11 protein-coding genes, 1 tRNA gene and 1 pseudogene are annotated in these 15,617 nt (G+C 52.3%); 2 read left to right on the top strand and 11 right to left on the bottom strand.

What is annotated here, in order from left to right:
• Positions 1-155 precede the first annotated feature (155 nt).
• Positions 156-623, top strand: a pseudogene (locus tag M5G26_RS21245) (Arm DNA-binding domain-containing protein); the annotation flags it as partial.
• Positions 624-1,100: 477 nt separating this feature from the next.
• On the opposite strand, the gene M5G26_RS21240 reads toward M5G26_RS21245, so the two are convergent.
• From M5G26_RS21240 to M5G26_RS21225, 4 genes are all read right to left on the bottom strand, one after another.
• Entirely contained in the window at positions 1,101-2,222 is a 1,122-nt protein-coding gene (locus tag M5G26_RS21240; RefSeq protein WP_273916389.1) for a hypothetical protein, read from the bottom strand.
• Between the two features lie 353 nt (positions 2,223-2,575).
• On the bottom strand, positions 2,576-4,576 hold the full coding sequence (locus M5G26_RS21235) for a PIN-like domain-containing protein (RefSeq protein WP_273916388.1): 2,001 nt from the start codon (positions 4,574-4,576) through the stop codon (positions 2,576-2,578).
• A 102-nt stretch (positions 4,577-4,678) separates the two neighbouring features.
• On the bottom strand, positions 4,679-5,557 hold the full coding sequence (locus tag M5G26_RS21230) for a TIGR02391 family protein (protein WP_273916387.1): 879 nt from the start codon (positions 5,555-5,557) through the stop codon (positions 4,679-4,681).
• Between the two features lie 361 nt (positions 5,558-5,918).
• Positions 5,919-9,311 carry a TM0106 family RecB-like putative nuclease gene (locus M5G26_RS21225; protein WP_273916386.1) on the bottom strand — a complete coding sequence of 1,131 codons (3,393 nt, stop codon included), beginning with the start codon at positions 9,309-9,311 and terminating at the stop codon, positions 5,919-5,921.
• Positions 9,312-9,523: 212 nt separating this feature from the next.
• Between M5G26_RS21225 and M5G26_RS21220 the strand changes: the two genes are divergently transcribed.
• A complete protein-coding gene (locus M5G26_RS21220; RefSeq protein WP_273916385.1) occupies positions 9,524-10,066 on the top strand; it encodes a hypothetical protein in 543 nt (180 codons plus the stop codon).
• Positions 10,067-10,684: 618 nt separating this feature from the next.
• Here M5G26_RS21220 and M5G26_RS21215 read toward each other — a convergent pair.
• The 7 genes from M5G26_RS21215 to rpmI all read right to left on the bottom strand — a co-directional run bounded on the left by M5G26_RS21215 (position 10,685) and on the right by rpmI (position 15,603).
• Positions 10,685-10,761, bottom strand: a tRNA-Pro gene (locus M5G26_RS21215).
• A gap of 88 nt (positions 10,762-10,849) precedes the next feature.
• Positions 10,850-11,206, bottom strand: coding sequence for a MerR family transcriptional regulator (locus tag M5G26_RS21210; protein ID WP_003179985.1), 357 nt, complete (start codon positions 11,204-11,206; stop codon positions 10,850-10,852).
• On the bottom strand, positions 11,187-11,489 hold the full coding sequence (gene ihfA, locus M5G26_RS21205) for an integration host factor subunit alpha (RefSeq protein ID WP_002553164.1): 303 nt from the start codon (positions 11,487-11,489) through the stop codon (positions 11,187-11,189). Before ihfA ends, M5G26_RS21210 begins: the two co-directional genes overlap by 20 nt.
• Positions 11,490-11,492: 3 nt before the next feature.
• Entirely contained in the window at positions 11,493-13,871 is a 2,379-nt protein-coding gene (gene pheT, locus M5G26_RS21200) for a phenylalanine--tRNA ligase subunit beta (RefSeq protein ID WP_273916384.1), read from the bottom strand.
• 26 nt (positions 13,872-13,897) lie between these two features.
• On the bottom strand, positions 13,898-14,914 hold the full coding sequence (pheS, locus tag M5G26_RS21195; RefSeq protein WP_003226365.1) for a phenylalanine--tRNA ligase subunit alpha: 1,017 nt from the start codon (positions 14,912-14,914) through the stop codon (positions 13,898-13,900).
• Between the two features lie 109 nt (positions 14,915-15,023).
• Entirely contained in the window at positions 15,024-15,380 is a 357-nt protein-coding gene (gene rplT / locus M5G26_RS21190) for a 50S ribosomal protein L20 (protein WP_007913489.1), read from the bottom strand.
• A gap of 28 nt (positions 15,381-15,408) precedes the next feature.
• Positions 15,409-15,603 (bottom strand): 50S ribosomal protein L35, encoded by a 195-nt coding sequence (gene rpmI, locus M5G26_RS21185; RefSeq protein ID WP_002553160.1) that lies wholly within the window; start codon positions 15,601-15,603, stop codon positions 15,409-15,411.
• Between the last annotated feature and the right edge of the window lie 14 nt (positions 15,604-15,617).

Raw genomic sequence — 15,617 nt, 5'->3', positions numbered from 1 at the left:
GAACACTCGACCCCTAGCACCCCATCTTCTTTTTTACACTTCTTGATAGCTTCGAAAATTCTGCTCTGGATTTTTCTAAGCTAGTATTTACTTGAGCTCCAGCGGTGATCTGCTCTAAGAGAGTCCAGTAACGTCCATCAAGAGCCGGCGTTTTTGTGGGGGTAAAAGTAGGGGGGAGTCCGTTTCATCGCCATAATCACCATAAAGAACTCGAGTCGCTGACCGCCAATGATGCCGGTCGAATCCTCCGGGAGGATGGCAATCTGGCCGGTCGAATCTCAATGCGTAAGGACGGTGTGTCGGTCAGCTTTTTCTATCGGTATCGCTGGGGCGACCAGAACAAAGAGTAGTCCTGCGGATCCTGGCCGCGCAAATCCCTGACGGACATCCGCAAGGCACGCAACCAGGCCCGCGCGCTCATTGATGAGCAGATCAATCCCAACTAGCAAAAGAAAACCGCCAAGGCACAGGCATACACCGCTGCTAACGTAGAGGCCGAACAAGTAAAAACGACGAAAGTGCAAACGCTGACCGCCCAGGATCTGGCCAAGGCGTGGCCGTTGGATGGCGTGACGCGCAAAGATGGCAATGCTGAATTGCAGCACCGTTTTAACAAGGACCTATTCGCGATTTGCAATACTTGAACGATTACTCAACGTGACAAACACAACATTTGATTCCTACAAAACGTATCTACTGGCGTTTGGTTGGACACTCAAGGCCTTCCACCACGATGACCTCGTGAAAGATCAGGATGCATAAGGTACGTGGACTAAACGGCGAGAAACAATCAGGGAAAACTTTGAGCGTCAGAGTGAGGATTACCGTCAGGATCGCAGCTACAACCTAATCTTTGCCTTCTTGGTGCCTGGAACAGCTGAAAAGCTTGCCCAAAGACTGGAGTGGAGGTTATCCAGTCGATTTATCGAGGGAAATCCATTTAATGGCGCTACTGGATAATAACTTAACCGCCATTAAAAAGTAGATATAGCGATAAATCATGAACTGCAGCTTTTGCCCTTAAACCACCGACAGGACCAAAAGCTGCATATCTATACCAACGGAAAAGCCAGAATTATTCAAGGGAATTATTTAGCTCTCTACTCTACCCTACTCTGATCTTCTACATAATCATCATTAATCACCAAGGCGCCGTTGACCAAATACAATTCAATCTTCTCCTTCCAAGTTATTCGCTCCAGGAGATCGAGGCCATCAAGTTTCTGATCTAGAGCTGCAGAAAGCCTACTCTCCAGTAATTCCCTACCAGCGTCGTGCTGTTGAAGGAATACTTTTATTTCGTCATACTCTCGGCGTGTAATATCCCGATTATCCATCTCTTTCTTAAGCTGTTCACTACCATTTTCCAAGGTTCTGAAGACACCATCCAAACAGCTTCGCAATTCATTGATAGCCTTACCAAGCGAGCGGCGCTGACGATGAATATTCAACTCCGAATAATTCCCACTCAACAATACTTCACATATTCGCCCGGCCACCAAGCTTTCAAACAAAAGAAACACTGGGTGCTGCATAATCTGACGATCTAAAAACAATCGAACATCTAACTGCTGAGGATTGTAATATTGATTGCTTTGATAGTAGACATAGTACCCAGCAGGCCAGCCCGATAACAACTTCTGAAAACTGCATCGCTCTGAAACAAAGAGTTCATAACACTCATCATTCGACCTTATGAGCCGCGCAAGATGAATATCTCTAAGAGCGCTATCAATGGACACCAACGGAATACACTCAAAACAATCAACGATTACTTTCGTAATGCGTTCGAAACGCGCTCGGTCAACCTGAGGCTGGTGATTTCCCTTTTCTTCACCAATACGTGAAATATAAGAAAGCTCTTTTCTTAACAACCGAAAAACGGCCAAAGAAAGCAGGCTCGGCAGTATTGCACCATCAAAGGGCGCGGGCAGGACTTTTAACTCAGCAACACTGTCAAGTCTCCCACGCTCAACAACTGTAGTCGTTAAGAGTCCTGCCAACTCTTTACTCTGTATAGTCATAAGCTCTCGAGACGAATCTTTTTTGAAAGTGATTCTATGCAGCTCACCTGACCGAGTTCCACCTAGGTTTTTGTTGAACTGTTGTGTGAGCGAGGCCAGCAACTCAGAATCATTTACTAACAACGGATTGGGCATCAACCTTTTAATCTCGGGATTACACTCAAAAATTACCGCGACCTCTTTTGGCAATTCACTCATAAGATGCTCCTCAATTTTACGGCCTGGGCAACTTTAAGCGTATGCCATCAACCTAGATCTATCGCATTTCGCCATTCTGGCATCACAGCTAGATATTTTTTCTTTTACACGCATAAAATCCATCTAAAGATTTTGCTCCGACCCGAGTTGTCCTATGGGGGCATTCAGAAAAACTCAAGGAGATTTTTAATAAGGCGCGCTCAAACTAGCTTTTAATCCAACCCCAAGATCATTTTGGCAAAATGAGCAACCTCTGGGCGTTCCGATGTGAAATATCGAAATCGCGATGGTAGTTGACAGCCGGAGTCTTACTAAGCCCCCCGGCTTCAGGCCTATGCACTTGTAAAAAATATTCAATCTGTAGCATTGGGTGCAAGAGCAACACGGGGTTGAAACCATCGATTTTCTGGGACCACGAATCTCACGTTCGCATCAACTTCGGGGTTAAGTACCAAGGCAAGTGCCCAACGAGGAATCGAAAGGCTCGTGGAAATGTCCTCCAAAATATCGGTAGTGCTGTAGGAAACTCTATAGCGAGTCAGCCACCGATCTTCCTCCGGCGCCACATCAGCTAGGATTTGTCGCCCATCGATGGTAATCGAAATCAACTTACTGCGTTTTGTATCAAAAGCGTCACCACTTTCAATTGGTTCCGACTGAACGACTACCGTGTGCTGTCGATCATCCCCAGGATAAAAGTAGAGATTCGCACCAGCTGACTCAAGCTTAGATCTGATGAATTCGCTGACTTCAGGGTAGTCCGGCTTAGCGAGAAGGGATAGTGGCTTACCTAAGTAACCAGCTTTTGGCGAATCGCGCAATACGCCGTTACTATCAAAATATACTTCGTATACTATACCCGCCAATACATATTTCGAAATATTCTCGGCGAACCACTTAAGACGAGAATCTAGGTTAGATAGGAAATCCATAGCCTTCTGTGCGTTCCCGCACGCAGCTTGATAGATATTGCGACCTAAAACAAACCATGAAGTGGGCGTGGAGTATTCAACGCTTATCGATCTTAATTTTTCTATAGCGGGGTTTTGAACATACCAGTTATGTGATCTGAGCGAGGTGATAATCTCATTGAGCTCACCTGGTGCATCTGATTGATAGGTTGAATCTCGATAGCCCTCCAACTGGATGACCTCGGCAATTTCGTCTTCGGAATCGAGATCGAGATCGAGATCAACAGGGACGGGCTGATGGACTTGGTTAGAATCCTCCGACGCTACTCCAGACGCGCTATTGGCCTCTTCGCTCGGACGCTCATCAACTGTGGGATCTACTCGTAGATCAGCTTCTGGCACAGCCTCTACATCCGTGGCCACCCCCACTTCAATTTCCGCGTTTGGTTGTTCCTGCGCATTCGCGCTTGTACCATTCGCTCCCCCTTCGCTTGATACCAGTTCGATTTGGATTGCGGCTGCGAGCTGAGCAACCGTAGTAGGGTCAGTTTTGGAGAAACCCTGCACAAGCGTAGATAGGGTACAAATCGAGACATTCGAATGGCCGATCGCCTGCTTGAACTCCGAAACCAAACGAGGATCGATGATCTTCAGATTTGGGTTATTGTTAGGTACAGGTTTGAGGTTGGCACCTTTAATATCCAATCGTTTAGCTGGCGAATACACCCAATCCGATTTTTCGTCATTAGTCAAAAACAACACGTGAGTAAAATCGTCTTTTCGCTTAAGACTATATTCAAGAATTTCCAGCCAAATTATCAAATCGCCCAAGCGATTTTCAGGCTTCCCTTCGTCACGAAAGCCGGGAGGCAACCGATGCTCAATCCGCGACGGCCCTTCTTTGGCTGCTCTATCACAGAGATTGGCAATAGGAGAATCAAGTACCGCTGCCCCCAGATGTTCCTCAATTTCAGCGTGGATTTTGTCGGGATCAAATTGGTGCTTAAATGTTTGGGTGTATTGCTTGAGTTCGTCTATAGCCGCCCGAAACCCCGCTAAATATGCTGCTCGGGAGCCAGAATAGGTTGTAGATCTGAGGACGGCATCATCCACGAACAGTGAGGCAGTATCGAGCATAGCCTCAAGAGCCTTCCTCGGTTGGTCGTCACCCTTGCTTTTTGGAGTGTAAGTGTGAAGTTGGTTATCTCTGACTCTTGCCAGATATTCGCCTGCGCACCAAGCAGGTAGACAAAGCCGATTTTCGTTGATCGCCACCACTGCCCAGTCAAAAAACTCCTGCCTCGCAGCAGAATGGAGCTTGAATAGGTACGCCAAAATATTGGTATCAATGAATATGAGGGTCTCTTTCGCCTTGGCCAAATTGGCGAGCTCAGTGAGAAATTCATCCTTGGTTTTCTTTAGAAGATTGAGCCCCAGCTGCATAGCTTATTCCTTGGCATGTTAATGATTGCACGAGCTTAGCGCTACTACCGACTCATATCCATAGCAGGCAGCTGCAAAAATCAAAAGCGCTTACTCCGCTCCTCATTCAGAGGAGACGACGTTGGTGATCCGCTCCACCGCCGATGCTTCCAAGAGATAGAGCTGGTTGATCAGCATGAACTCGCGCACGGCTTCCTGGGGATTGCAGAGGATTTCACGGTGAGCCCGGGGATTACGGTAGGTAAGAAAAACCGCCACGAACAGTCCCGCTTTTCCTGCCTGTTCGCCGCCGTCCAGATCGTTCCAGTGGAGCAGGGACTTGTCGCCCTCAAAAGCTTTCTTGAACAGATGAGTGCCACTCTTGTCGTAAATGCCTACTCTATCTCTGACAATGTCTTCTAATCGACGAAAGGCGGTATTAATCGCTAAGTCCGGACTCTCAAGGAGGCTGATCGCCAACTCTACAAGTCTCTCGTCGAGAAGCCCTAAATTGATAGCAGCAGGAAAGCATTGCTGAACATCACGGACGTCAGTTTCTCGTGGAAAATTTGGTTGTCGTAGGATGTAGTCGTAGAATCTAGTTGGACGAATAGGGCGAGATTTTTCCAGTCTTTCCAAATCAGATGAAAGTAGGCATCCTGCCTCAATCCGTTGCTGCTCCGCTCGATCGATGTCGTACTCTTCAATCTCTACTCTATGCAGTTGTAGGATCTTAAGAGCGGTGGAAAGCCCACTCGGTCCCTCTCCTGAATACCCCGACGTGAAGCCTGTCTTTATAAGCACCTGTCGCGCAGGGTATATACTTAGTAAAAAACTATGCTCACCAATGCTTCCATCGAACCAAGATAAAATCCAGGCTGACTTGATCTGCTCGCCAGAGTTGATGATATTCACGATGGCGCCGATGGAATTCTGAGTAACTCCAGAACTACCGTGATACTCAATCCCGGCAACTTTGCTGATATCTACCGTTTTCCTCATTTTCGCTCCCTGACAATTGGAATTTAGCTTATTGCAGTGCCGGACCGAACTGAATGGTTCCCTGTAAATAGTCAGGCGAGATATGAGAGTACCGCATCATCATCGGCAACGAGGCGTTACCCGCAAACATTCTATACATCTCGAATTGCTCACCTTTAATGATGAAGTGGCTATCCGCATAGCATCACCGCCCTCCAATATGACATCTACTGTCCCGAAGATTTTTGCCCACAATATAGGACGTCAGCAGAGGCTGAATCACTGGCCGGATAAACCCAAGCCAGCGTTCAAAATAACTTGACCACCGTATCCATTACCTTGCGCGGCGTGCCCCTCAGAAGTCAGGGTTAGTACGCTATTCTCATATTCTTATCGCAAGTTCATCGTACCGACAGAAAGCATTGGCGAGTTGCATCTGGCGGGGTGTTCGGCATTGAGCCTCAAACAATGTAGGCGACGCAAAGAGTACACAAACACATTTCGCACGTGATGTAGCGACATTCAGTCGGTTTAGGCTGTAGAGAAACTCCATTCCACGCGGTGCATCGACGTAGCTTGATGTTGTCATCGAGTAAATAACGATCGGTGCTTCCTGTCCTTGGAATTTGTCGACCGTTCCGATCCGAGCTCCCGAAATGCGGTCCTGTAGCTCGAACACCTGCGCATTGTAGGGAGCAATGATTAATATATCTTGAAGCGATATCAGTCGCTCAACACCATGTCTGTCGATCCAGGTAGTGCCTGACGCAAGGATTTCCTCCACGAGCATTCGAACGCAATCAGCCTCTTCCGGCGATGAACTCTGATTGCCTTCAGAAACGACTGCAACATAGCGGAGGCCTGAACCATTGAGGCGTCCGGGTGAGCGAATTGCTTGAGCCTCCAATCCTGGGCGAGGATGAAGACGCCCCTCGTAGAATAGTTCGGACGTATAGGAGCAGATGTCCGGATGAAGACGCCATGTCTCCGCAAGAAAAAGTCCTCGGTCAGACGCAATCGTCTGCTCTTCACCAAGAATATGATGCAGAGCTGAAACATCAGTGCCTTCTGGATGACTACCCTGCATCGGCTGATCGAGTTGTTGCGGATCGCCTAGCAACACAACGCTATTCGCCGCTTGTGATACAGCAATTACATTCGCAAGCGCCATTTGCGCCGCTTCATCAATAAACAGCACATCCACGGAGTGCGCTGCATCAGGCGACGCCCACAGCCAAGCAGTCCCTCCTGCCACATTTGCTCTGCTGCCGATGGCGTTTAGCAAATCAGCATTACTTTTTACAAATCGCAATCGCTGCTGATCTGGTTCCATCTCCGAAGGTTTTTGAAAGCAGCAAACATCAATTCCCATTTCTTCAGAAGCCTTCACAACTCCATCGAGAAGGTTGCGGATGACCTTGTGGCTATTGGCAGTTACTCCAACAGTCTTCCCGGCTTGCACGAGAGAACAGATCATACGTGAGCCTGTGTGCGTCTTGCCGGCACCTGGCGGCCCTTGAATTGGAAGCAGTCCACTTTCGATATGTGCCGCAACACGGAGTGCGGCATCTAGGGCAGGCTCACCTTCATGCTGGATCGGTTGATTGCCTATACGAGGGGGCAGACGCATCAGAAGATCACGAGCGGCCTGAAAGGGTCCGCCTCCCTCCATCCCATGAGCAACGACATGTTCGCCGATGCGAACAAGCGCATTGGCGAGGACAGTCGTATTAATAACTGTGTGGGAAAAAACTGCCTCAGGATGAATATTTGCACTGTCCCCTCTTTTCTTAATATCGACCCAACGTTCATCCAGAGAAATTGCGTCGACGCTGCCTAGCTTCCTGCCTCCCAAAGTGTGCAAATCCTCACTGCCGCGCATCTCCGTTTCTTGAGGAGGGAAGCTGTAGCGATGAATGGGTGCCTTAGCGGTTCCCCCATTCACGCCCACAAATGTTAGACCTGAAAGTCCAGCTCGCTCGTCGATCAAATCTTCTGCCATGAGGTCGGAAAGACGGAAATACTCCCACCAAAGCGCCTTCTGTTCTCGCCGGTGCCAGTCGAGCGAATGCGCGAGAATCCATCGAGCATGCTCCTCGGCCGTGCGCTCCGCCGCATCAGTAGGAACCCCGTCCGTCAACCGTTCGATAAGCCCAATGATCTTCTCTTGCCATTCACCAAGTGCCTCGCTTGGCACGCTCCCAGGGACTTCCGGTCGAGGAATGATATTGCCAACGTTGATCAAGTTGGTGCGCTGTATTTCTAGCCAGTCCCGAAGTCGCCATGTAGATACGCAATCATCTCGGTTGTATCCAGTCACAACAGAACGATCAACATCATTGATGAACGCTAAATCTCCCAGCTCAAGGCATGCTTGAACCTTAGCAAGCGCCTTGTTTGCTTCTGAAAGTTCTGTATCTCGGCTGAAATCGTATAAGGGCTCAAGCTTTTTGATCGAGTAACTTTCCACGCTCGCTCGCAGACCATTTCGTATCACGCTGTAAAGGTCAACAAAACGTTTAGAGCGCAGAAGAGCATCAATCTCTTCTTCACGACTTGCATGACGCCCCATCAACCGTTTTAGAGCAGCCGGCTCATAGGGTGCGAAATGGTAAATGTGCAGATCCGGGTATTGCTCCTGTCGAGCGACGACGAAATCGATGAAACGCTCGAAATTCAGTTTTTCCTCCTCACGAGATAGCGCCCAGTCAGCCGTATAAGCGATGCCATTGTTACCATCAATAAAAGTATAACCAAACAAGTACTCAAGGCCGCCTTCCCCAGCAAATGGGTCGCCCTCCAGATCGAAGAAGATATCCCCGACTGAAGGTTCGGGTAAGCTCGCTAAACCGAATCCCTCCGTAACAGGTAAAAGTTCGTGAAGCACGCTCCCTGCTTCGCGTCCCTCGACCTGAATGCGCGCCTGCTCTCGTACCCGCTCGTACGAATGTACTGCCCCGCGCGAGGGCCTCCATGGAAGCGGAACCGGCATTGCTGCTAGATCCGTCATAGTTTCTATGCCGTGCCGTCTTAACTCATCGATATGGACTTTGGTAATCCCGGCCACAAGCGAGAGATGGTCATCCTCTCGACGTTTCCGGTCGCAACGACTCTGCCAACGACAGATGTCGCAATGCTCCTTCGGTTCAGGATAGATCACCTCCCCCGCGTGCTCGATAGCAGCTACAAGACTGCTTTTGACTCGTCGGAAGTACGCTGCGTAATCGTCCATTCGATACATCTGAGGCTCATACCCGGACCATGGGGCAACTACATAGCTATGTGTCGGGCAACCCCCTTGGATGGTGCCGACTAGATCGGCGTACAAGCAAAGCTGCAAGACAGTTCCACCTTTCGTCTCACGAGCAAGCTTGGTATCGATCACCTCATAAGACCATGCTCCAAGATTGCTCTCGGCCTCTACTCGCCTGAGGACATCCGTGCGACCCACCCAACCATTCGCGCGAAACGCGCCTTGTACTATGATCTCATCCCCAGCGAGCATGGCGCTCCTTGTGCGCTCAACCGATTCGTCATCAACTCCGATACCGTCAATGATTGTCACGGATAGACCCTGGGATCGTAGGTGCTCGACAAAGCCTTGTTCATGTCGCGTGCCACGCTCCCATAGAATCTGCAGCAATGGGTCCCAGATAGCAGGGCGTTCTAGCTCGCCATTCGCCACCGCCAAGTCAAGGCTCGTTAAGTGCCGGCAGTTAAGATGTCCAACCAAGTCAGAAGCACTAAGAAAAATCGAATCGCCTTGCCTTTGCATTTGATTCCGACCTCATCAAAAGTCCATTCAGATGCTCTGTCGTCCAAATGCCAGCTCAAGTGACTTTTAGGATTAGCCAAAGCGAATGCCCGCTCGTCGAGTGTAGTCAATAGTGAAAGATCCACTGTGGATCGAAAAACAGGCACTCAAACATACCCCGTCGCGCTACCTTAGAGCTTGATCCTCATCACGACGCGACTAGGAACCATGGAATGAATCGCAAGCAGTTTCTCGAGCAACCGGACGTGCTCGGCCTCATCCAGTGGCTAATCGAAAACCTCCCCACTCTGCCAGTGCATCTGAAGGTCTCGCGCAGCAGGTTCGTGCGCAAAGCGATCGACTGCAAGGTTCAAGGTATCGAAGCGGTTCAGGCGGAATACCAGTGGGGCGGGAACTGGGAGACGGTAAAGGCGGAGCTGCGCCGGCTGCGCATTCGCTTGCGCCTTGCGGTTCGAGCCCGCGATGAGTTCGCCACGCATGGGGCCTGCGAAGCGATCCTAGCGTGGGGAAATGTCGATGGCGCCGTCGGATTCCTCAAAGAGCAAATGCACGACAAGAACTTGGTGAATTACCTAAAGCAGTGCCAGGCGCTTCTCGCGCTGGACCGCAAGCAGCAGCTCAACCACCTCACCAAGCAGAACATCCTAAGATTCGACTCGGGCATGACTAAGATCCATGCCCTGCTCGACACCACTGGCTCTCCAATCTATGACGGCCGGGTCGGTGCCGCCATCGCGCTGCTCTACTGCCTGTAACGCCAAGGCACCGGCACCACTGCGCCGCAGGTAGTGGACTTCGCCTGGGGGCCAGGGATCGGCGACCAGATTCGAAACCCAAAACACTTAATGCTTGGCTACAACGGTACACCGCAACTCTCCACCACCAGTCACCACCTTTGGGCACGGCGCCAGCTCCAATTAGGTTGGATCATCCGCGCGGTACTAGAAGGGTCCGAACTATTCGCCAAGCAGCCTCAGCTGGTAGACCGCTGCCACGCCTTTGAAGCTGGATTATTCATGATGGGCTATGACCTACGCAGTCTAGTCCCCGACGGCTATACGATCCCAGTGCCGCCCAAGCCTAACTACCGGGTACGCAGGATGACCCGAGCGACCTGAGATAAACAAGCTGATGGTTGACCCGTATGTAGTTCTCAATAAGCAGGAAAATAGTCTTAAACACTCAAAAACGTCAGGACCGAAGAGAAAGACCAAACAACATTGGTAAAGAGACCACGCGTGAGCGCCAAAGCCTGCGTCCGCCCACGCGGAAGCCGTGAGGATTCCACCCAGAGCCGGTGGTTTTGTGGGGGTAAAAACGACCAAACATAAAAAAGGGTCGCGAGATAAAATCTCGCAACCCCTTGAATTATATGGTCGGGACGGAGTGATTCGAACACTCGACCCCTAGCACCCCATGCTAGTGCGCTACCGGACTGCGCTACGCCCCGACTGGTTCTGCAACTGTTCTTCACCTCGAAGAACGCTCAAGAATATAGCGCAAGCTTTTGAAAACTGGAAGTATTCAAACGCTGCTTTTTATTTCTTGAGAACCACCAATACATCTTCCAATTCGGCAATCATCTGCCGAATCATCTGCTTGTATTGGGTCGTGTCGTCTTTGGCTTCATCGCCGGACAAACGCAGGCGTGCGCCGCCGATGGTGAAACCTTGATCATAAAGGAGCGCGCGGATCTGCCGGATCATCAGCACGTCCTGGCGCTGATAATACCGGCGGTTTCCGCGGCGTTTGACGGGGTTGAGTTGAGGAAACTCCTGCTCCCAGTAGCGCAGCACGTGTGGCTTTACGGCACACAGCTCGCTGACTTCACCGATGGTGAAGTAGCGTTTGCCCGGGATGACGGGTAGTTCGTCGTTATGACTTGGTTCCAGCATAAGCCTCAACTCGGGCCTTCAACTTCTGCCCTGGACGAAAGGTGACCACACGGCGAGCCGTGATCGGGATTTCTTCCCCCGTTTTCGGGTTGCGGCCAGGCCGCTGGCGTTTGTCCCGAAGGTCGAAATTGCCGAAACCGGACAATTTGACCTGCTCGTTGTCTTCAAGAGCGTGCCTGATTTCCTCGAAAAACAGTTCGACCAATTCCTTGGCTTCCCGCTTGTTCAGGCCCAGCTCTTCATACAGACGTTCCGCCATCTCAGCTTTCGTCAAAGCCCCCATACGTCACTTCCTTAACGTGGCGTTCAACCTTTGTTCGAGCGAGGTGAGGATGTTTTGCGTCGTCGAATTCACCTCATCGTCATTAAGAGTGCGCGATGGATGCTGCCAGGTCAAGCCAACTGCAAGGCTTTTTCTATCAGGATCAATACCTTTACCCTGATACACGTCAAACAGCCTGAGATCTGTGAGCCATTCGCCTGCATTTTCACGGATTACGTCCAGTACGGCCGCGGACGCGACGTCTTTGTGCGCAATCAGTGCAAGGTCACGACGCACTTCAGGAAAGCGCGACAACTCGTGGAATTTCGGCATTTTACCGAGTGCCACTTCAGCCAGAACCAGCTCGAAAACGAAGACTGGACGATCCAGACCCAGGGCTTTCGACAATTCCGGGTGGATGGCGCCGATGAAACCGACTTCACGCCCTTCGCGCTCGATGCGCGCGGTTTGACCCGGGTGCAGCGCCGGGTGTTTGCCCGGAGCGAAAGTGAACGAATCCAGTGCACCGGCAAAGCCCAGCACCGCTTCCACGTCAGCTTTGACGTCGAAGAAATCGACGGTGTCGCGACCTTGCGCCCAGCCTTCCGGCAGACGGCTACCGCAAACTACACCGGACAGCATCGGTTCTTGCTTCAGGCCTTCCAACTGACCAACAAAGCGCAGACCGCTTTCGAACAGACGCACGCGATCCTGCTGACGGTTGAGGTTGTGCTGCAGCGCTTTGACCAGACCCGGCCACAGCGACGAACGCATGGCCGCCATGTCATTGGAGATCGGATTGGCCAGCAGCAACGGCTCGACGCCCGGGTTGAACAGCTCGAACTGACGCGGATCGATGAAGCTGTAAGTGATCGCTTCCTGATAACCACGCGCCACCAGCAGACGGCGCAGTTCCGGCAGATCGCTACGCGCTTCAGCTTTGGCTTGCGGCGCCAGACGCGCTTGCGGGTAACGAACCGGCAGACGGTTGTAGCCGTACAGACGGGCCAGCTCTTCGATCAGATCGACTTCCAGGCTGATGTCGAAGCGATGGCTTGGCACTTCTACGCGCCACTGGCCTTCACCGTCGGCGGAAATACCGAGACCCAGGCCACCGAGCAAACGCTCAACCTGAGCGGAATCCATTTCCATACCGAGCATCTGAGTGATGCGCTGGGAACGCAGGGTGATCGGCGCGATCGACGGCAGATGCTGCTCGCTGACGGTCTCGATGATCGGGCCGGCTTCACCGCCAGTGATGTCCAGCAGCAGGCCAGTGGCGCGTTCCATGGCTTCACGGGCCAGTTGCCAGTCAACGCCACGCTCGTAGCGGTGCGAAGCATCGGTGTGCAGGCCGTAGGAACGAGCCTTGCCAGCGACAGCGATCTGGTCGAAGAACGCACTTTCCAGGAATACGTCGCGAGTGGTCGCGGAAACACCGCTGTGCTCGCCACCCATGACACCGGCAATCGCCAGCGCGCGGGTGTGGTCGGCAATCACCAGCGTATCGCTACGCAGGCTGACTTCCTGACCGTCGAGCAGTACCAGCTTCTCGCCCTCTTCCGCCATGCGCACACGGATGCCGCCATTGATTTCGGCGAGATCGAAGGCATGCAGCGGCTGACCCAGTTCGAGCATCACATAGTTGGTGATGTCGACGGCAGCGTCGATGCTGCGCACGTCGGCGCGGCGCAGACGTTCAACCATCCACAGCGGCGTCGGCTTGGACAGATCAACGTTACGGATAACGCGGCCCAGATAGCGCGGGCATGCCGCTGGGGCCAGCACTTCTACCGAACGCACTTCATCGTGCACGGCAGGAATGGTCATGACCACCGGACGGGTGACCGGCGCGTCGTACAGCGCGCCGACTTCACGGGCCAGACCGGCCAGGGACAGGCAGTCGCCGCGGTTCGGGGTCAGGTCGACCTCGATGCTGGCGTCTTCCAGATCCAGATACACGCGGAAATCTTCACCCACCGGCGCATCGGCCGGCAGTTCCATCAGACCGTCATTGCCTTCACCGACCTGCAGCTCGGATTGCGAGCAGAGCATGCCGTTGGACTCAACGCCGCGCAGTTTGGCTTTCTTGATTTTGAAATCGCCCGGCAGTTCAGCACCGATCATGGCGAACGGAATCTTCAGGCCCGGACGCACGTTTGGTGCACCGCACACGACCTGGAAGGTTTCCGCGCCATTGCTGACCTGGCAAACGCGCAACTTGTCGGCATCAGGGTGCTGCTCGGTGCTCAGCACCTCGCCCACTACCACGCCGCTGAATACACCAGCGGCCGGGGTCACGCTATCGACCTCAAGACCGGCCATCGACAGACGAGCAACCAGCTCGTCGCGATTTACCTGCGGGCTAACCCAGCCACGCAGCCATTGTTCACTGAATTTCATCCTGCTCTCCTAAGAATTCGTTACGACTAGCGAAATTGCGCGAGGAACCGCAAGTCGTTGTCGAAGAACAGACGCAAGTCGTTCACGCCGTAACGGAGCATGGCCAGACGCTCGACGCCCATGCCGAAAGCAAAACCGGAGAACTCTTCCGGATCGATGCCGGACATGCGCAGCACGTTCGGGTGAACCATGCCGCAGCCCATCACTTCCAGCCAGCCGGTTTGCTTGCAGACGCGGCAGCCTTTACCGCTGCACATCACGCATTCCATATCGACTTCAGCGGATGGCTCGGTGAACGGGAAGTACGAAGGGCGGAAACGTACGGCCAGCTCTTTTTCGAAGAACACCCGCAGGAATTCTTCGATGGTGCCTTTGAGATCGGCAAAATTGATGTCGCGATCAACCAGCAGGCCTTCGACCTGGTGGAACATCGGCGAGTGGGTGATATCGGAGTCGCTGCGATACACGCGGCCTGGGCAGACGATGCGGATCGGCGGCTGCTTCGATTCCATGGTGCGGACCTGTACCGGCGAGGTATGGGTGCGCAGCAGCATGTTGGCGTTGAAATAGAAGGTGTCATGCATCGACCGGGCCGGGTGATGGCCTGGGATGTTGAGCGCTTCAAAGTTGTGATAGTCGTCTTCGACCTCAGGGCCTTCGGCAATGCCGTAACCGATGCGGGTGAAGAACTGCTCTACACGTTCCAGAGTCCGGGTCACCGGATGCAGACCACCGGAGGTCTGACCACGGCCCGGCAACGTCACGTCAATGGATTCGGCGGACAGTTTGGCAGCCAGTTCGGCTTCTTCAAACAGGGCCATGCGCGCATTGAGTACGCCTGTGACACGTTCCTTGGCAACGTTGATCAGGGCGCCGACTTGCGGACGCTCTTCTGCCGGCAAATTCCCCAGGGTCTTCATCACCTGAGTCAATTCACCCTTTTTGCCAAGGTATTGAACCCGGATTTGCTCCAGGGCATTGATATCTTCAGCGCTTTGCACAGCCTCTAGTGCTTGAGAGACCAGCGCATCCAGGTTTTCCATGTACAGACTCCAGATACAAAATAGGGGAAGAGCTTGAAGGCTCTTCCCCTATTTAAGACGTTTACCACCTGCCCCCACGGAAGTGAGGCCGGGTGATTGTCGGGGGTACTTAAGCCAAGGTGGCTTTAGCTTTCTCGACAATCGCAGCAAACACCGCTTTTTCGTTCACTGCCAGATCAGCCAGAACCTTACGGTCGATCTCGATGGACGCTTTTTTCAGGCCAGCGATGAAACGGCTGTAGGACAGACCGTTAACACGAGCACCAGCGTTGATACGAGCGATCCACAGAGCGCGGAACTGACGTTTTTTCTGACGACGGTCACGGTAGGCGTATTGGCCTGCCTTGATTACCGCTTGCTTGGCAACACGGAATACGCGGGAGCGTGCGCCGTAGTAGCCTTTAGCAAGTTTCAGAATTTTTTTGTGACGCTTACGGGCAATGACGCCACGCTTTACACGAGCCATGAGTTACTTCCTCTATTCTTGACTAAAATTAACGAAGGCGCAGCATGCGCTCGACTTTTGCCACGTCAGACGGATGCAGCAAGCTGCTACCGCGCAGTTGACGCTTACGCTTGGTCGACATTTTAGTCAGGATGTGGCTCTTGAAAGCGTGCTTGTGCTTGATACCGTTAGCAGTTTTCAGAAACCGCTTAGCAGCACCACTTTTGGTTTTCATTTTTGGCATGTTCGGATACTCCG

This window comes from Pseudomonas sp. TNT2022 ID642 (assembly GCF_028656995.1).
GTDB lineage: Bacteria > Pseudomonadota > Gammaproteobacteria > Pseudomonadales > Pseudomonadaceae > Aquipseudomonas.
Note: the sequence above shows the minus strand (reverse complement) of the source record. Positions and strands in the feature narration are given on the sequence as shown.